We start from the raw sequence: 17,455 nt of genomic DNA, 5'->3' as shown, positions 1-17,455 counted from the left end.
ACCATGCGCCTCCATCGCCGTACCCTGCTGTTGTCCACCCTCCTCCTTGCCGCCGCCGGCCACGCCGCCGCGCAGGAGACGATCAAGATCGCCGTCACCGCCGGCCCGCACGCGCAGATCGCCGAGGTGGCGAAGAAGGTCGCCGAGCGCGACGGGCTGAAGCTGCAGATCGTCGAGTTCAACGACTACATCCAGCCGAATGCCGCGCTCGACGCCGGCGACGTGCAGGCCAACAGCTACCAGCACCTGCCGTTCCTGCAGTCGCAGATCGAGGCGCGCGGCTACAAGATCAGCGCCGTCGGCAACACCGTGACCTTCCCGATGGGCTTCTATTCGAAGAAGTACAAGTCGCTGGCCGACCTGCCGCCGGGTGCGAAGGTCGGCATCCAGAACGACCCGTCGAACAGCGGCCGCGCGCTCGCGCTGCTGCAGAAGTACGGCGTGATCAAGCTGAAGCCGAGCGCCGGCATCAGCGCGACGGTGCAGGACGTGGTCGAGAACCCGAAGAAGCTCCAGATCGTGCAGATCGAGGCGGCGCAGCTGCCGCGCTCGCTCGACGACCTGGACGCGAGCGCGATCAACACCAACTACGCGGTGCAGGCCAAGCTGGTGCCCACGCGCGACGCGATCGCGATCGAGGACCCGAAGAACCCGTACGCCAACCTGCTGGCGGTGCGCACCGAAGACAAGGACAAGCCCTGGGTCGCGAAGCTGGTGAAGGCCTTCCAGTCGCCCGAGGTGAAGCAGCTGGTCGAGTCGACCTTCAGCGGATCGATGGTGCCGGCGTTCTGAAGCGGCGCGGAGGGTCGGGGGGCTGACTTCGGGGCCGCACAGTGATACTGTGCGGGCGCGTCCGTTGGAGGCCCGCCATGCCCGATACCACCGCCGACACCGTCGAACTCGTTCCCTACGATGCCCGCTGGCCTGCGCTGTTCAAGGCCGAGCAGCAGGCGATCCGCGCCGCATTGGGGCCGGACATCGAAGCCAGCATCGTGCACATCGGCAGCACCGCGGTGCCGGGCCTGCCGGCCAAGCCGATCATCGACATCCTGCTGATCGCCCCGGTGACGGTGCAGTGGCCGTCGTTCATCGAGCCGCTCGAAGGCCTGGGTTACGCGTTCTGGCCCGACAACCCGCGGCGCGACCGCATGTTCTTCGTGAAGGGCATGCCGCCCTACGGCAGCGGCCGCACCCACCATGTGCACGTGCGGGTGCCGGCCGATGCGCAGGCCGAACTGCGGTTCCGCGACCAGCTGCGCGCCCATCCCGAGCTGGCGGCGCAGTACGTGGAGGTGAAGCGTGCCCTCGCCGCGCGCTACCGCGACGACCGCGAGGCCTACACCGAAGGCAAGTCGCGCTTCATCCGCGAGCTGCTCGCCGCAGCCTGCGTCGACGGCGCATGAAATGGCTGCGGGGGGTGCACGCCGAGCGTGAAGTCTTCGGGCTGCTGCAGGGCGACGAGGTGGTCGTCCACAGCGGCGACTTGTTCGATTCCCCTACCCCGACCGGCGAGCGGTTGCCGCTGGCCGGCCTCGAGTGGCTGACGCCGTGCCGGCCGTCGAAGATGGTCGCGCTGTGGAACAACTTCGCCGCGGCGGCCGAGAAGAACGGCTGGTCGCGGCCGGCCGAGCCGCTGTACTTCCTGAAGGCGCCGAGCAGTTTCGCGGCGCACGGCCAGGCGATTCCGGTGCCGAACCCGGAGGTCGGCCGCGTGGCCTACGAGGGCGAGCTGGCGGTCGTGATCGGCCGCCGCGCGAAGGCCGTGCCGGTCGACCAAGCCCCGTCGCACATCTTCGGCTACAGCTGCGCCAACGACGTGACCGCGATGGAGCTGATCGCGCGCGACCCGAGCTTCGCGCAGTGGGCGCGCGCAAAAAGCTTCGACGGATTCGGCGTGTTCGGCCCGATGATCGAGACCGACTTCGAGCCGGCCGCCGCGATGCTGCGCACGACGGTCGGCGGCCGCGAGCGCCAGAACTACGCGCTGGCCGACATGTTCTTCACGCCGGCCGAGCTGGTGTCTCGCCTGTCGCACGACATGACGCTGGAGCCGGGCGACGTGATCCTATGCGGCACCTCGCTCGGCGTGCTGCCGATGAAACCGGGCACGGCGGTCGAGGTGACGATCGACGGCATTGGCACGCTGGCCAACGTCTACGGGGCCGGCTGAGTCGACGGCAGGGGCTGAAGCGCCTTCTTCATGAAGTAGCGCGCGAAGCCCGGCGGGTAGTCGTCGATCTGGCCGAAGCAGGCGTAGCCGAGCTTCTCGTAGAAGCCGCGGGCCTGGAACTCGAAGGTGTCGAGCCAGGCGCCGACGCAGCCGCGCTCGATCGCCTCGCGCTCGGCGCGCTGCATGATCTGCGTCCCCAGGCCCTGGCCGCGCGCATCGGCCGGCACCACGAGCAGCTGGATGTACAGCCACTGGAAGCTGGTGTAGCCCCAGGCGCCGCCGGCGACCTGGCCCTGGTTGTCGTGCACCAGCACCGCGAGCGGCCGCTTGCCGCTGGCACCGGCCTGCGACAGGTTGTACTCGACCAGCGGCGCGAGGATCGCCTCGCGCAGTGCCTCGTCGTCGGACTCGGTGAGTGTCAGCGCGTAGGGCGTCGGCATCGGCTGTTCAGAGCATCTTGCGGTAGATGAGGAAGCCGGTGTTCGTCGCGACCCCGTCGTACAGCGTCCTTGCGGTCGCGTTGGTCTCGTGCGTCATCCAGTAGACGCGGCTGGACCCACCTGCGGCGGCACGCTCGTAGACGCCCTCGATCAGCGCTCGGCCGACGCCGCGCCCGCGTGAGGCGGTGGTCGTGAACAGGTCCTGCAGGTAGCAGGTCGGCCCGAGCAGCGTCGTGCTGCGGTGGAACAGGTAGTGCGTCAGGCCCAGCAGCTCGCTGCCGCGCACGGCCACCAGCGCGTGCACCGGCTCGTAGGCATCGAAGAAGCGCGACCAGGTGGCCTGCGTGATCTCGTCGGGCAGCGCGGTGGCGCCCTCGCGGCCGTAGAACGCGTTGTAGCCGTCCCAGAGCGGCTTCCAGGCGGCGAAGTCGTCGCGCGCGACGGGGCGGATCGTGAAGTCGGGTTTCATCGCAGGGCCCAGGTCAGGCAGCGGACACGGCGCGGTGCTTGCGCACCAGCCGCACGAGGGTGTTCCAGGCGCGCGTCGTCAACGGCGAGCCCAGGCGCTTCTCGAGAAAGGCGTTCGGGCTGCCCGGCGAGGCACCGAGTTTGCGGCTGAGGCTCAGCACCTCGGCGGGCGTCACCGCGATCAGCTCGACATCTCCGCGCGCGGACGCGAGCGGCAGCATCGGCGGCACCACGTCGGGCGAGTGCAGGAAGGACACGCAGAACTCGTAGACGCTCGCGCGGTCGATGCCGGCGAATGGGTCGGTGTCGACCAGTGCGGCCAGGTAGTCGACGGTGCGCACGAAGGCCGGCTCCTTCAGGCCGCACCGGGCGTTGAGCAACGCATGCGCCCGATCGAACACCTGCTTGGCTTCGTCGAGCGACGAAGCCGCATAGACCAGCGTGCCGTTGGTCAGCAGCGAGGCAGCGGACCCGGCACCCGCGTCCAGGAAGGCGGCCTCCAGCTGCAGCTTCGTCGGGCAGTTCGTCCGCCCGAGGTTCATGTTGCGGAAGAAGACGGCGAAGTCCATGCCTCGCGCGGGCCGCGCCTACTTGACCCGGTCGCCGTAGGTCACCGCGGTGACCTTGCCGGCCTGCAGCCGCAGCGTCGTGATGAACTGCCCGTAGCCGGGGTTGTAGGTCCACTCGTCGACCTTCTCGCACGGCAGCACGACGGCGGTGCCGGACGCGCCGGCGGCGATGGCCTGCGGATCGACCGGCTTGCAGAACGAGTCCCGGGCGATGGGCTCACCGCATTTCTGCAGCACGCCGGAGCGCGGCTCGCCGATGCCGATGGTGTTGGAACTGCAGCGCAGCGATTGGGCGCCGGCCGATGCGGACAGGCCCAGCAGCAGCAGCGGCAGGGCGAATGACGACTTCATGATTTCTCCTTGTGGTCCGCAGCGGTGACTCAAGCGGGCGAAACCGCGAGTTTGCCCGCCTGCTGCGCCAGCGTCTGCGCCAGCAGCCCTGCCACCGCGTACACCGCCTCGATGTTCGGCGCCGGCGTCTGCGTGATCTGCGCCAGCTCGACCACCGAGCCCACCAGCGCCTGCAGCTCCAGCGCGCGGCCGTGCTCCACGTCCTGCAGCATCGAGGTCTTGTGCGCGCCCACCGCCTCGGCGCCGGCGATGCGCTTGTCCAGCGAGATCTTGAACTCCACGCCGAGCTTCTCGCCGATCGCCTGTGCCTCGGTCATCATCCGCGCGGCGAGCTGCCGGGTCGCCGGGAAGCGGCAGATGTCCTGCAGCGTCGCGTGCGTCAGCGCGCTGATCGGGTTGAAGCTCAGGTTGCCCCACAGCTTGACCCAGATCTCGGCGCGGATGTCCTTCGACACCGGCGACTTGAAGCCGGCGCGCATCATCGCCTGCGACAGTGCCTCGATGCGCTCGCTGCGAGAACCGTCGAGCTCGCCGAGCGTGAAGCGGTTGCCCTCGACCACCCGCACCACGCCCGGCTCGACCAGTTCCGAGGCCGGGTAGACGATGCCGCCGATCACGCGCTCGGGCTCGATGTGCGCGCCGATCGCGCCGCCCGGGTCGACGCTCTCGAGCGAGCGCCCTTCGTACGGCCCGGCCAGCTTGTGAAAGTACCACCACGGCAGCCCGTTGATCATCGTGACGACCAGCGTGTGCGGGCCGAACAGCTCGCGCAGCTCGGGCAGCACGTCTTTCACCTGGTGCGCCTTCAGCGTCAGCAGCACCACGTCCTGCGGGCCGGCCTCGGCCATGCGCTGCACCGCGAGCAGGTTGCGCGCGACCTGCTCGCGGCCGTCTTCCTCGATCAGCTTGAAGCCGTTCGCGTTGATGGCCGCCAGGTTGCGGTTGCGGGCGATGAAGGTGACCTCTTCGCCGGCCAGTGCCAGCCGGGCCCCCAGGTAGCCGCCGATGGCGCCGGCGCCGACGATCGCGAATTTCAAGGCATCTCCTTCAAGGATGTTCTCCGACCGGTGCGGTCCCGCGGGCGTGTGCCCAGGCACGGGCCCGCTGCACCGCCGGCCACAGCAGGATCACCAGCGCCAGCGCCGTGATGCCGCCCACCAGCGGGTTCGACCAGAAGATCGAGAGTTTGCCCTGGGACGCGAGCATCGACTGCCGGAAGCTCGCCTCGGCCATGTCGCCCAGCACCAGCGCCAGCACCATCGGCGCGAGCGGGTAGCGCAGCTTCTTGAAGACGTAGCCGACGACGCCGAACACCAGCATCATCACCACGTCGAACATCGAGCTGTGCACCGTGTACGCGCCGATCGCGCAGATCACGATGATCACCGGCGCGATCACCGAGAACGGGATGCGCAGGATCGCCGCCCACCACGGCACCGTCGTCAGCACCACGATCAGCCCGACCAGGTTGCCGAGGTACATCGACGCGATCAGCCCCCAGACGAAATCCTTCTGCTCGATGAACAGCATCGGCCCCGGCTGCAGCCCCCAGATCAGCAGGCCGCCGAGCAGCACCGCCGCGGTCGGCGAGCCGGGGATGCCCAGCGTCAGCATCGGCAGCAGCGCCGAGGTGCCGGCCGCATGCGCCGCGGTCTCGGGCGCGATCACGCCCTGGATCTGCCCCTTGCCGAAGCTCTGCGGGTCGTCGGACATGCGCCGCGCCATGCCGTAGCTCATGAACGAGGCCGGCGTCGCGCCGCCCGGCGTGATGCCCATCCAGCAGCCGATGGCGGTCGAGCGCAGGAAGGTCTTCCAGTGCCGCGCGAGCTCGCCCCAGGTCTGCCACACCACCTTGAAGTTGATCTTCGCGCTCTTGCCCTTGAAGGCCAGGCCCTCCTCCATCGTCAGCAGGATCTCGCCGATGCCGAACAGGCCGATCACCGCGATCAGGAAGTCGAAGCCCTTCAGCAGCTCGGGCACGCCGAAGGTCATGCGCAGCTGGCCGGTCACGCTGTCCATGCCGACCGCGGCGAGCGCGAAGCCGAGCATCATCGACGCGATCGTCTTGGCCGGCGGCTCCTTGCTGGTGCCGACGAAGCTGCAGAAGGTGAGCAGCTGCACCGCGAAGAACTCCGGCGGCCCGAACTTCAGCGCGAACTTCGCGAGCAGCGGCGCGAGGAAGGTGATCAGCAGCACCGCGAACAGCGCGCCGACGAACGACGAGGTGAATGCCGCCGTCAGCGCCTGCGCCGCGCGGCCCTGCTGGGCCATCGGGTAGCCGTCGAAGGTGGTGGCCACCGACCACGGCTCGCCGGGGATGTTGAACAGGATCGACGTGATCGCCCCGCCGAACAGCGCGCCCCAGTAAATGCACGACAGCATGATGATGGCCGACGTGGGGTTCATCGAGAAGGTCAGCGGCAGCAGGATCGCGACGCCGTTGGCCCCGCCCAGCCCCGGCAGCACGCCGATCAGCACGCCCAGCGTCAGCCCGATCAGCATGAAGCCGAGGTTGGGCAGCGTGAGGGCCACGCCGAAGCCGTGCATCAGGTTGGTGATTTCTTCCATGCGCCACTCCCTGGAGTCCGCCGTTTTCGTAGCCCGGATGACCATCCGGGAGCGCGTCGTCTACAACCCCAACAGGTGCTCGATCGGCCCCTTCGGCAGCGGCACCAGGAACCATTTCTCGAACACCGCGAACAGCAGCAGCGGCACGCCGACCGACACCGCCGCGGTCATCGGCCAGCGGTAGTGCCCATGCCGGCGCATGAAGTAGCCGATCAGCAATGCCGACGCGAGGTAGATGCCGAGCCCCCAGATCAGCGCGACGTAGACCACCATCGGCAGCAGCACCGCGACCACCATGCGCAGCTGCGCCCGCTCGGCGAACACCGGGTCGGGCTGCTTGCGGCGGCGGAACTCGCCGAACAGGATGCTCCCGGCGGCCGCCAGCAGCAGCAACCCGATGTAGAACGGAAAGTAGCCGGCGCGCGGGCCGTCGTCGGCCCAGCCGATGCCCACGCGCAGGCTGTCGCCGATGACGATCAGCGCGATCGCGGCCAGCACGCCGGCCATGCCGATCTCGGGGCCGCGCTTGCCGACCGGTGCGGGTTCAGGTTCGCTCATGCATCACCTCTTTGGTTGGATCCGGTGGGCCTATTGCGCGAGGAATCCTGCCTGCTTCATCAGCTCGCGGTGCATCTGCTCGTTCTTGCCGAGCCAGTCGACGAACTCCGGCCCGCTCATGAAAGTCTGCTTGAACGCACCCTTGTCCATGAAGTCCTTCCACTCCGGCAGCGCGCGCACCTTCTTGAACAGCTCGACGTAGAACGCCACCTGCTCCGGCGTCGCGCCCGGCGGCATGAAGATGCCGCGCAGCATCAGGTAGTCGACCGGCACGCCGGCCGAGGCACAGGTGGGAATGTCGCTCCAGCTCTGCGTCGGCGTCAGCTTCGCGGTGTACGGCAGCTTGTCCTTGTCCATCACGCACAGCGCGCGCAGCTTGCCGGCACGCCAGTGCGATTCGGCCTCGATCGGGTTGTTGACCGTCGAGTCGACGTGCTTGCCCACCAGCTGCACCGCGACGTCGCCGCCGCCCTTGTACGGGATGTAGGTGAGCCTCTTGCCGACCGCCTTCTCGAGCATCGCGGTGATGATCTGGTCTTCCTGCTTCGAGCCGGTGCCGCCCATCTTGAAGCTGTTGGCCGGCTGCGCCTTGATCGCGTCGATGTAGTCCTTCGCGGTCTTGTACGGCGACTCGGCATTGACCCACAGCACGAACTCGTCCTGCGCGAGCATCGCCACCGGCGTCAGGTCGCGCCAGTTGAACGGCACGCCGGTCGCGAGCGGCGTCGTGAACAGGTTCGACAGCGTGATGACGATCTTGTGCGCATCGCCCTTCGCGCCCTTCACGTCGAGAAAACCCTCGGCGCCGGCGCCGCCCGCCTTGTTGACGACGATGATCGGCTGCTTCATCAGGTTGTTCTTCGCGACCACGCCCTGGATGAAGCGGGCCATCTGGTCGGCTCCGCCGCCGGTGCCGGCCGGCACCACGAACTCCACCGGCTTGGCCGGCTCCCAGGCCTGTGCCGCCCCGCCCCCGCCCATCGCCCACAGCGCCGTCGCGGCCGCCGCCCACTGCTTGAACTGCTGGTACTTCAAGATCGCTCCTTTTGGTAGTCACGCTGGGGGCGCTTGCCCCCGGGGTCCATCGGTGTCGTTCTTGTGGGTGCGGCCGCCAACGTCCTCACGGACGCCGACCGCGGGCGACCGGCAGGGTTCGCCCGGGAAGAAAACGGTGTCAGCCCAGCCCGAGCTTTTGCGCCAGGCCGATGCGCTGCAGCTTGCCGGTCGCGCCCTTCGGGATCTCGTCCATGAAGAGGATCTTCTTCGGCACCTTGTAGTCGGCCGCCCGCGTGCTGACGAAGGCCTGCAGCTCGCGCTCGGTGGCCGGCTGGCCTTCGCGCAGCACGACGACGGCGGCGACCTCTTCGCCGAGCTTCGGGTGCGGCATGCCGAAGCACACCACCTGCGCGACGGCCGGGTGGTCCATCAGGATCTCGTCGACCTCGCGCGGGCTGACCTTCTCGCCGCCGCGGTTGATGATCTCCTTCAGCCGCCCGGTCAGGCTGAGGTAGCCGTCGGCGTCCATCGTGCCCTGGTCGCCGGTGCGGAACCAGCCGTTGGTGAAGCCCTCGGCATTGGCCTTCGGGTTGTTCTCGTAGCCGCGCGTCACGTTGGCGCCGCGGATCACGATCTCGCCGATGCCGCCGGCCGGCAGCAGGCTGCCGTCCTCGGCCATGATGGCGACTTCCGGCCCGGCCGCGAGGCCGACCGCGCCGGGCTTGCGCGCCTTCGGCGGCAGCGGGTTCGACGCCATCTGGTGCGTGGCCTCGGTCATGCCGTAGGCCTCGATCAGCGGCGCGCCGAACACCTCCTCGAGCTCGCGGATCACCTGCGGCGGCATCGACGACGACGACGAGCGCAGGAAGCGCAGCGGGTGGCGCTTGATCACGTCGGCGTTCTTGCCGGCGCGCGACAGGATGGCCTGGTGCATGGTCGGCACCGCGGTGTACCAGGTGGGCTTGGCTTCATCCATCCAGCCGAAGAACTTCAGCGCGTTGAAGCCCGGCGTGCAGAACACCTGCGAGCCGGCCGACAGCGGCGCGAGCACGCCGGCGATCAGGCCGTGGATGTGGAACAGCGGCATGATGTTCAGCCCGCGATCGGCGCCGGTGAACGCGAGTGTGCTGCGGATGTTGGTGGCCGAGGCGCACAGGTTGCGCTGCGACAGCGGCACGATCTTCGGGCGCGAGGTGGTGCCGGAGGTGTGCAGCACCATCGAGACGTCGTCGGGTTCGGCCCAGGTGGGTTCGGCGGCCGATGCCGCGATGCTGCCGTCGCGCGGCTCCAGCACGAAGCTGCCGGCACCGGCGCCGTCGTGCACCACCAGGTCGATCACGCGCACGCCGAGCTTCGCGGCGACGTCGATCGCCGGCGAAACGCTGCCGCGCTCGACGATCAGCGCCTTCGCATTCAGGTCGGACAGGTAGAACTCGAACTCGTCGGCGCGGTAGGCCGGGTTCAGCGGCGCGCTGGTGACGCCGCAGGCGCAGGCGACGAAGCAGGTCGCCATCTCGGGGCCGTTGTTCAGCACAATCGCCACGCGGTCGTTGCGGGCGATGCCCAGGCCGTTGAGCCGCGCGAGGGTCTCGGCGATCAGCCGGCGCAGTTCGCGGTACCGCAGGGGCGGCCGGTCGGGGGCGGAGATGGCTACGTCATCGTCGACGCCGGTGGCAAGCAGATCCTTCAAGCTGTGGGACATCGGTGCCTCGCAAGATGGGAACGAGGCCGCGCGTCGACGACGCACGCCCCCCAACGTGGTGTGTTTCTACTTGTTGTCGGGGGCGAGTGTGCCGCACGAACCCGGCGACTGGCAAGAACGGGGGATCCCCGATCACGACCAGCGAGTGAGCTCGGGCCGCCATGCCGCGTTGGCGCGGCTGCCCGAAGCGGCCACTTGCGTGGGCGGCCACAGCAGGTCGTGAAGCAAGGCGATGACCTGCGGTAGCGGGCGCGCGCTCAAGCGCGCCTTGCCGAGGAACGCCGCCCACTGCCTGCGCTTGGCTTCATCGTCCGCGAAGAAGGCCGTCAGCGCGAGCGGGGCCTCGACGGGCAGCGGGGTCTGGCGCCGGGCGAACGTCGCGCCGATGGCCCGTGCGAGCGTGGCGCCGTCCAGGGCCGACCGGTGGGCGATGACGGACAGGTCGAAGAAGTCTTTCATGCGGCTGTTGGCGATGCCGAGCGACACCATCGCGTGGTATTTCTCCGCGATCACGGTGTAGACCGGATAGGCCTGCAGCCGGGGCGCGGCCAGGTCGGCCAGCAGCACGGGAAAGGTCACCGACTCGGCGGCCGGCGTGACGGCATCGCCGAACCCGACGTCGACATGCAGTGCGCAGCGTGCGTTGCCGATGCGGGCTTCGAGCCGCACCCGCCAGCCGCCGTAGGTCGTGTCCTCGCGGATGGATTCCACGCGGACCGAGTCGGGCGCGAACGTGATGCCATCGCCGAGGTCGATGCCGGCGATGCTGCGGAAGGTGTCCGTCAGGTGCTCCGGGCCGTCGGGCCCGAAGCCGAGGAGATCGGCGTCGCGCGTCGGCCGGTGCGGCGTGTCGTACCAGAGCGTGAACAGCAGCGCCCCTTTCAGCAGGAATCGGTCGGCATGCTCCGATACGCTGATGCGGCAGAGCAGCCGCTCCAGCGCGAAGCGGTTCAGCAGCAGGTTGTAGTCCTCGCCGGACTGCTTGGCGAGGTTCAGCAGCCGGGCCAGCACCGATGCCGCGTTCGTTCCGCTCATCCCACCAGCGCTTCCAGGTAGGGCCGCATCACCGTCTCGACGCGGTTGATCCGTGCGAAATGGGTGACCTCGTCCATGCCGAGCCGGCGCGATCGCCAGGCATCGCGCAGTGCCTCGAGCGCGACGTCCAGCCCGATCTTGTGGCGGAACTTGAAGCAGTCGGTGACCGTCTTCGCGACGCCGTAGACGCGGATCGGCGAACCCTGCTCGACCACCGTCTCGACGCCGGCGGTGCCGGCCTCGCCGCGCAGCCGCACGACGCGCAGCGGCGGGTAGGCGATGGCCGGTGTCTGCGTGCCTTCCGGCAGCGCGATCCACACCTCGTGCGGAAGCTGCGTGCCGATGCCGTGGAACTGCAGCGCCGACAGCAGGCACACCACCGCCTTCGGTACGCGGTGGCAGACCTCGATCAGCGTCTGGTGCTCGGTGGGCTGCGCATCCGGCAGGCTGTAGAGCCCGCGGGCGGCGCGGTGCAGCTTGCCGGCTTGATGGAGCTTGAGCAGCAGCTGCGGCGACCAGCCCCGGGCGCGAACGTCAGCCGCCCTCAGCAGGTGCTGCCGGCGCGCAAGTTCGAGGATCTGGTCGGCCTGGGTGAGCGGCATCGGCGGAGTTTAGTTTCCGCATGACTTGTCAGCAAGTCATGCTTCCAACAAACCCCTGCCGCCGACCCTTCAAGGCTTGTTCGGCTGCGGCGTCAGCCGCAGGTACGGCGTCACCGCCGTGTAGCCCTTCGGGAACTTCTTCTTGATCAGCTCCGGATCCTGCAGCGACGGCACGATCACGACGTCGTCGCCGTCCTTCCAGTTGCCCGGCGTCGCGACGCTGTGCGAATCGGTCAGCTGCAGCGAATCGATCACGCGCAGGATCTCGTCGAAGTTGCGGCCGGTGCTGGCCGGGTAGGTGATCGTCAGGCGGATCTTCTTGGCCGGGTCGATCACGAACAGCGAGCGCACCGTGGCGGTGGTGCTCGCGTTCGGGTGGATCAGGTCGTACAGCTCGGCCACCTTGCGGTCGGCGTCGGCCAAGATCGGGAAGTTGACCAGCGTCTTCTGCGTCGTGTTGATGTCGTGGATCCACTTCGTGTGCGACTCGACCGGGTCGACGCTCAGCGCGATGGCCTTCACGTTGCGCTTCGTGAACTCGTCCTTCAGCTTGGCGGTCAGGCCGAGCTCGGTGGTGCACACCGGCGTGAAATCGGCCGGGTGCGAGAACAGCACGCCCCAGCTGTCGCCCAGCCACTTGTGGAAGCTGATCGGGCCGTCGGACGATTGCTGTTCGAAGTCGGGGGCGATGTCGCCCAGTCGCAAGCTCATGGTGGTCTCCTGGTGATGGGTGGGTCAGACGGCGAACGAGAACTCGTGCAACTCGGCGCGCTCGGGCCGCCGTGATTGCTCGACGCGGTGGATCAGGAACTCGGTCAGCTTCTTCGCCGCCGGCAACGGGCCGAAGCCCGCCTCGGCGTTGATGTGGCCGGCGTCGCCCAGGTTCACGAAGCCGCTGCCCCAGGCCTGGGCGAACGATTCTGCGCGCTGCGCGCTCATCCACGGGTCGGTGTCGCTCGCGAGCAGCGTGGCCGGCAGGCGCAAGCGCTGGCGCAGCGGCAGGTCGTCGAGCCCGAAGCGCGCGGGTTCGGCCGGCGCCACCAGCAGCGCGCCGCGCACGCCGTGGGCGGTGCGCCCGCAGGTCGACAGCAGGTGCTGCGCCAGCGCCAGGCAGCCGAAGCTGTGGGCCACCGCGATCCACGGGCCGAGCGGCTCGGCGGCGAGCGTCTCGCCGATGCGGGTCGCCCAGGTCTCGAGGTCGGCGGTGTCCCAATCGTCCTGCTCGACGCGCACCGCACGCCGGAAGTGGCTTTGCAGCCAGCTCTGCCAGTGCGCCGGGCCGCTGCCGCGCAGGCCGGGGATCACCAGCACACGCACCGGGCTGCCGTGGAATGCCATGGGAGGGTCTCCGTCAGAGGGACTTGTCAGAGCGTGGCGATCGACACCTCGGTCGACTTGACCAGCGCGATCACGTCCTTGCCGACCGTGAGCTTCAGCTCCTTCACCGAACGCGTCGTGATGACCGACGTGACGATCAGGCCGGACGGCGTCTCGACGTCGATCTCGGACACGACCGGTCCTTCGATGATTTCCTTGACCTTGCCGCGGAACTGGTTGCGCACGTTGATGGCGGTGATGCTCATGAATGACCTCGGGGTGAGAGTGAGCATCGATGATGGGCACGCGGTGCGGCCGTCGCAAGGAATGAAACCGGATCAGGTCATGCGGATAGCGAATTTGGCGGACGAAAAAAAGCGCCTCCTCCCTCCAGGGAGAAGGCGCTCGGTCTAACGCAGGCGCTGCTTACTTCCAGTCGGCCGACTGCAGCAGCGGGTCGACCGGCAGGCCGAAGCTGTTGCCGACCTTCTGGCCGACCGTGCCGGGCGCTGCCAACGCGGCGCTGCCGCACGAGCCGGACGCCGGCTTGATGATGGCCCACAGCATCGCGCCGTCGCGCGGGTTGCGGTTCGACGCCGTGCTGTTCAGCACCGCCGTCGTGAAGCGCTGCACCGAGTACGGCAGGTTCAGCGTCGCGCCGTACTGGTCCTGCAGGATGCGCGAGCCGTCGCACTGCGCGTCGCCGTCGTTGATGACCAGCTGGCCGCCGCTCCAACCTTCGGGCGCCGGCTCGAAGCCGACCGACACGATGGTCTTCGACGGGTAGAGGCTGCGGTACTGGTTGTACGCGACCACGCCGTCGTAGTGCTCGTAGCGGGCGTCGTAGCTCATCACGTTGACCAGGTCGAGCATCGCCGCCGTCGCCGGGTACTTCAGCACCACGCCGCGTTCGCGGCCGGCGTTGCCGCCCCAGTACGACATCTTGCCGGCGCAGCGCGAATCGGCCGTCGTGCCCGAGGTGCAGTCCGCGCCACTCGACCAGCCGGCCAGCGTCAGCACGCGGCCGCCGCCTGCCAGGTCGACGGCCTTGCGCAGCGCCTTGATGGCGTTGGCGTAGCGGTCGACATCGCCGTCGACTTCGTAGTCGACGTCCAGCCCGTCGAAGCCCATCTCGGTCTGGATCTTGGCCAGCGCGTTGATGATCGGGCCGCCGCCGGCCGCGCCTTCCGCCGCGATCGGACCCCAGTTGTTGTAGGTCGCGCCACCCACCGCCAGGATGATCTTCTGGTTGCGCTTGTGCAGCACGTCGATCGCGGCCTTGATGTCACGCGGCGTCGCGTTGAAGTTGATGCCGGTGCCCGAGAAGCTGTTCGTCGCGATGCCGGCCCACGAGAAGTTCGGGTCGGCGAACGAGGCCATCACGTGCGTGTAGGTGGCCGGCACGCGCGCCAGCTTGCTGGCGTTGTAGACCTCGGCCGCGCTCTTGCCGGTGGCATCGAACCAGTTGTCGCTCCAGCTCGGGTAGTAGCCGACGTAGACGCGCTTGCTCTGGTTCGCCGACAGGGCGCCGGCCGGCAGGTCGCCCGCGGGTGCGGGGGCCGGAGCGGGGGCAGGTGCGGGCGCCGGAGCAGGCGACGGTGCGGGTGCCGGCGCAGGTGCCGGCGACGGTGCGCCGTTGCAGTTGCCGGTGGGCGACCACGGCTGGCCACTGCCGACCGGGCCGCTGTTGGTCGACGGGTTGTTGCCCTGCGTCCACCAGTTGGCCTTGTAGTTCACGCCGTTGACGCTGACGACCGCGCCGCCGTTGTAGGCGGTGCTGGCCGACCACGGCATCGCGCAGGTGCCGGGCGCCGGGGCGGGCGACGGGCTCGGCGCGGGGGCCGGTGCGGGTGCGGGGGCAGGTGCAGGAGCGGGCGTCGGGGCCGGGGCCGGCGCGGTGCCGCCGGTCGGCGACCACAGCGTCGGYGTCGCGGCCGGGTTCCAGTTGGTGCCGGCCCAGGCGGTGTGGGTCACGAGCGCGACATACAGCGCGCCGTTGTAGCTGACGATGGTGCCGGCGGTGTAGGTCACGCCTTCTTGCCAGGCCGGGGCCGTCGTGGCTTGCGCCAGCAGCATCCCGTCGAACGACACGGCCTGTGCGGCCACCGCCGCCGTCGCCGGCTGCAGGCTGGCTGCCTGCACCTGCGACCACAAACCGCCGATGGCCACGGCCACCACGGTCATTCCCACGCTCTTCATGATCTGTCCCTTTCAGTGTTGTTGACAACGGAGCACTGAGGGAATTTTCGAAGCCGCCTTCACCCACGGCGACGTGTGTCTTGCAACAAGATGCGAGCGCTTTCAGAAACGTAACGGTGGTGGCTCCAGCCGCCAAGCCGTGCCCATCGGACGCCAATGCAAGCGATCAACAGGTATTGGATTGGTTATGTACCGGTCTGCTTCGGTACTTATTCTGTCGCACTGCTTACGTTCTGTTTCAAACAAGGCGGCCGGCGTGAACCCGGTTAACCCTCGGTCTGACCCTCGGTCAGCCAGATCTGGCTGCTGACGCCGCGCGGGTAGTACTTGGCCGCGAACACCAGGCCGTTCTTCACCTGCTCGCTCCAGCAGTGGACGCTGAGTTCGGGGTGCAGCTGCCAGGTGGCGTGGGCGTCGTCGGCGCGGGTGCCGGCGGCGCCGAGATCCATTTGCAGGATCTCGCGGGCGACGAACTGGCAGACGTAGCTCTTGGCCGGGAAGGTGTTGTCGCTGCGCGAGGTGATGCGCCAGCCACCATCGGCGAACAGGCAGGTGTCTTCGCGCAGCACGTGCTCGCCGACGTGGCGCTTCAGCGCGGCGAGGTACGGCGCGTACTCGCCGTCCGGCGCCAGCGCGTCGCGGCAGCCGGCGAACCAGGGGTAGGCCAGCGCTTCGATCACCGGCAGGATCACCGCGTCGTCGTCGGGCGCCTCCAGCAACGCCGGGATCAGGCCGTCGGGCCGGGCGGCAGCGACGATGGTGGCGGCCGCGCGCCGGGCCTGCTGGTGAGCCCGCTCGGCCAGCGCCGGCCGGTCCAGCTGCACGAACAACTGTTGCAGGATGACGTGCGCCGCCCAGGCTTTGCCGGCGATGTAGGTGTTGCCGGCCGCCTGGCCGAGCGACGGGTCGAGGCAGTCGTAGGTGGTGATCTCGCGCCCGCCCTCGCAGCGGCTGCTGTCGGCGCGTGGCACGCCGTTGCGCTGCGCCGGCTCGGGGTGGTCGCGGCGCTCCAGGCTCTGCAGGCAGCGCTCCAGCAGCGCGGCATGGCGCCGTGCCCAGGCCAGGTCGCGGCCCTGGTGCACGTACAGCCCGGCGCACAGCGTCCAGTTCAGCAGCTCTTCGGTCGTCATCTGCGAGAAGCAGCCGGTCAGCCCGGCGCGCTCGTAGGCCGAGCGGCCCGGCGGCGCGAAGATGCCGTCGACGCCCATGTCGTGCGTGAAGCTGACGCCGCCCGGGTGCGTCGCGTCGCTGCCGGCAAAGCGCAACTCGTCGTCGTAGGCGTAGCCGGCGGCGTACTGGTCGAGCACGTTGCGGATGGTCCACGGGTGGTGCAGGCCTTCGTACAGCGAATGGTCGGGCACCAGGTCGAGCGTGTTCAGCATGTTGTACTCGCCCTCGTTGACGACCCACAGCGCGCGGCCGTCGCGCTCGAGCAGCTGGGTCGAGTAGAGGTAGGAGCGGGTCGCGTGCGCGACCGTGAAGCGCTGCGCTGGCGACAACGCGCTGGCCGCGAGCCGCGCGTCGGCGGCCCGGCTGGCCTGCACCGCCTCGTCGAAATCCGACAGTGCGAAGCGCGCCACCGACTCGACCGAATCGAACCAGCGGTTGTAGAGCTGGCGCGTCGCGATGCCGCCGGTGACGGCGCCGGCGCGGTGAAAGCAGAACGCGAAGCGCAGCGTGCGCCGCTCGCCGGCCGGCACCTCGGCGCAGACCAGGCCCCAGCCGCCCAGCATCGACGCGCGGTTGCTCACATGCCGGTCGCCCAGCACCGCGAGCGGGTCGAAGCCGATGCCGGACCAGGCGCCGGCCGCGTCGGTCGCGAAGCCCTGTTCCAGGCCGTCGCCGATGCCGGCACCTTCGTCGAGCGACAGGTGCCGCAGCCCGCGCAGCGGATCGATGCCCGACAAGCCCACCGCGACGCGGCGCGCGCGCGTGCCGGCCCGGTTGTCCACCTCGATTTCGGCGCGCACCGCGGGCACGAAGGCGCGCATCGCGTCGAGCGGTTCACTCGCATCGGGATCGGGCAGGTCGCGCACCGGCGTGTACAGCGTGAAGCGCAGGTCGCCGGCTTGCCAGCTGTCGGTGGCCAGCGAGAACTCGCGCTGCACCTCGTCCAGCGCGAACAGCCGCGCGCCGAGGCCCGACGCACCGAGGTGCGCATCGCCCTGCTCGCTGACGAAACGCTGGCGCTCCGCATCGTCGGGGGGCGCGCAGAACGGCAGTGTCTCGAACAGGCCCGGTTGCTGCGCCGATTCGAGCGCGACCATCACCGATTGGCCGGGCGCGCCGCACAGCTCCAGGTCCATGCCGCCGCGGGCACCGGGGAAGCCGAGCGTCAGGCTGGCGTGGGCGCCGACCGGCGCATGTTGGGTGTTGAAGAAGCGGTTGGCGGACAGCGGGTCTGGCGAACGCATGCGGTGTCTCCTGCCGCTGAAGGCGGCTTGTTGGGTGTAAGGTGCCGATTCTGGAAGGCAGGCCCG

The 17,455-nt window shown here is 69.1% G+C and carries 19 protein-coding genes; 3 read left to right on the top strand and 16 right to left on the bottom strand.

Going from position 1 to position 17,455, the window contains the following annotated elements; all coding sequences use genetic code 11:
- Positions 1–3 precede the first annotated feature (3 nt).
- The 3 genes from ACXJLU_RS08215 (at position 4) to ACXJLU_RS08205 (ending at position 2,170) form a co-directional block, all read left to right on the top strand.
- Complete coding sequence (locus tag ACXJLU_RS08215; RefSeq protein ID WP_457329946.1) at positions 4–792, top strand: MetQ/NlpA family ABC transporter substrate-binding protein; 789 nt, start codon at positions 4–6, stop codon at positions 790–792.
- A 77-nt stretch (positions 793–869) separates the two neighbouring features.
- The gene (locus ACXJLU_RS08210; RefSeq protein WP_457329945.1) at positions 870–1,403 is read left to right on the top strand and encodes a GrpB family protein; all 534 of its coding nucleotides are present in this window, start codon (positions 870–872) and stop codon (positions 1,401–1,403) included.
- Entirely contained in the window at positions 1,400–2,170 is a 771-nt protein-coding gene (locus ACXJLU_RS08205) for a fumarylacetoacetate hydrolase family protein (RefSeq protein ID WP_457329944.1), read from the top strand. The genes ACXJLU_RS08210 and ACXJLU_RS08205 overlap by 4 nt, the downstream gene beginning before the upstream one ends.
- Here ACXJLU_RS08205 and ACXJLU_RS08200 read toward each other — a convergent pair.
- From ACXJLU_RS08200 to ACXJLU_RS08125, 16 genes are all read right to left on the bottom strand, one after another.
- Positions 2,155–2,610, bottom strand: coding sequence for a GNAT family N-acetyltransferase (locus tag ACXJLU_RS08200; RefSeq protein ID WP_457329943.1), 456 nt, complete (start codon positions 2,608–2,610; stop codon positions 2,155–2,157). The two genes, ACXJLU_RS08205 and ACXJLU_RS08200, sit on opposite strands and share 16 nt — an antisense overlap.
- Before the next feature lie 7 nt (positions 2,611–2,617).
- Positions 2,618–3,079: a GNAT family N-acetyltransferase gene (locus ACXJLU_RS08195; RefSeq protein WP_457329942.1), complete on the bottom strand. Its 462-nt coding sequence runs from the start codon at positions 3,077–3,079 to the stop codon at positions 2,618–2,620.
- 13 nt (positions 3,080–3,092) lie between these two features.
- Positions 3,093–3,647, bottom strand: a complete 555-nt coding sequence (locus tag ACXJLU_RS08190) for a DUF1697 domain-containing protein (RefSeq protein WP_457329941.1) — start codon at positions 3,645–3,647, stop codon at positions 3,093–3,095.
- An 18-nt stretch (positions 3,648–3,665) separates the two neighbouring features.
- Positions 3,666–3,998, bottom strand: a complete 333-nt coding sequence (locus tag ACXJLU_RS08185) for a DUF2845 domain-containing protein (protein WP_073467301.1) — start codon at positions 3,996–3,998, stop codon at positions 3,666–3,668.
- A gap of 29 nt (positions 3,999–4,027) precedes the next feature.
- Positions 4,028–5,035, bottom strand: coding sequence for a 2-dehydropantoate 2-reductase (locus ACXJLU_RS08180; RefSeq protein ID WP_457329940.1), 1,008 nt, complete (start codon positions 5,033–5,035; stop codon positions 4,028–4,030).
- 10 nt (positions 5,036–5,045) lie between these two features.
- Positions 5,046–6,566, bottom strand: coding sequence for a tripartite tricarboxylate transporter permease (locus ACXJLU_RS08175; protein WP_073467303.1), 1,521 nt, complete (start codon positions 6,564–6,566; stop codon positions 5,046–5,048).
- A gap of 60 nt (positions 6,567–6,626) precedes the next feature.
- The gene (locus ACXJLU_RS08170) at positions 6,627–7,124 is read right to left on the bottom strand and encodes a tripartite tricarboxylate transporter TctB family protein (protein WP_457329939.1); all 498 of its coding nucleotides are present in this window, start codon (positions 7,122–7,124) and stop codon (positions 6,627–6,629) included.
- A 30-nt stretch (positions 7,125–7,154) separates the two neighbouring features.
- Positions 7,155–8,105 carry a Bug family tripartite tricarboxylate transporter substrate binding protein gene (locus ACXJLU_RS08165; protein WP_457329969.1) on the bottom strand — a complete coding sequence of 317 codons (951 nt, stop codon included), beginning with the start codon at positions 8,103–8,105 and terminating at the stop codon, positions 7,155–7,157.
- A gap of 193 nt (positions 8,106–8,298) precedes the next feature.
- Positions 8,299–9,822 (bottom strand): acyl--CoA ligase, encoded by a 1,524-nt coding sequence (locus ACXJLU_RS08160; protein ID WP_457329938.1) that lies wholly within the window; start codon positions 9,820–9,822, stop codon positions 8,299–8,301.
- A gap of 132 nt (positions 9,823–9,954) precedes the next feature.
- Positions 9,955–10,857 (bottom strand): nucleotidyl transferase AbiEii/AbiGii toxin family protein, encoded by a 903-nt coding sequence (locus ACXJLU_RS08155; protein WP_457329937.1) that lies wholly within the window; start codon positions 10,855–10,857, stop codon positions 9,955–9,957.
- Entirely contained in the window at positions 10,854–11,459 is a 606-nt protein-coding gene (locus tag ACXJLU_RS08150; protein WP_457329936.1) for a type IV toxin-antitoxin system AbiEi family antitoxin domain-containing protein, read from the bottom strand. Before ACXJLU_RS08150 ends, ACXJLU_RS08155 begins: the two co-directional genes overlap by 4 nt.
- A gap of 69 nt (positions 11,460–11,528) precedes the next feature.
- Positions 11,529–12,170, bottom strand: coding sequence for a peroxiredoxin (locus ACXJLU_RS08145; RefSeq protein WP_457329935.1), 642 nt, complete (start codon positions 12,168–12,170; stop codon positions 11,529–11,531).
- 24 nt (positions 12,171–12,194) lie between these two features.
- Entirely contained in the window at positions 12,195–12,797 is a 603-nt protein-coding gene (locus tag ACXJLU_RS08140; RefSeq protein ID WP_457329934.1) for an RBBP9/YdeN family alpha/beta hydrolase, read from the bottom strand.
- A gap of 26 nt (positions 12,798–12,823) precedes the next feature.
- Positions 12,824–13,042, bottom strand: a complete 219-nt coding sequence (locus tag ACXJLU_RS08135; protein ID WP_073467307.1) for a TOBE domain-containing protein — start codon at positions 13,040–13,042, stop codon at positions 12,824–12,826.
- Between the two features lie 160 nt (positions 13,043–13,202).
- Positions 13,203–14,975: a carbohydrate-binding protein gene (locus tag ACXJLU_RS08130; protein WP_457329933.1), complete on the bottom strand. Its 1,773-nt coding sequence runs from the start codon at positions 14,973–14,975 to the stop codon at positions 13,203–13,205.
- 266 nt (positions 14,976–15,241) lie between these two features.
- Entirely contained in the window at positions 15,242–17,389 is a 2,148-nt protein-coding gene (locus tag ACXJLU_RS08125) for a glycoside hydrolase family 52 protein (protein ID WP_457329932.1), read from the bottom strand.
- Between the last annotated feature and the right edge of the window lie 66 nt (positions 17,390–17,455).

This window comes from Rhizobacter sp. P5_C2 (assembly GCF_054049715.1).
Note: the sequence above shows the minus strand (reverse complement) of the source record. Positions and strands in the feature narration are given on the sequence as shown.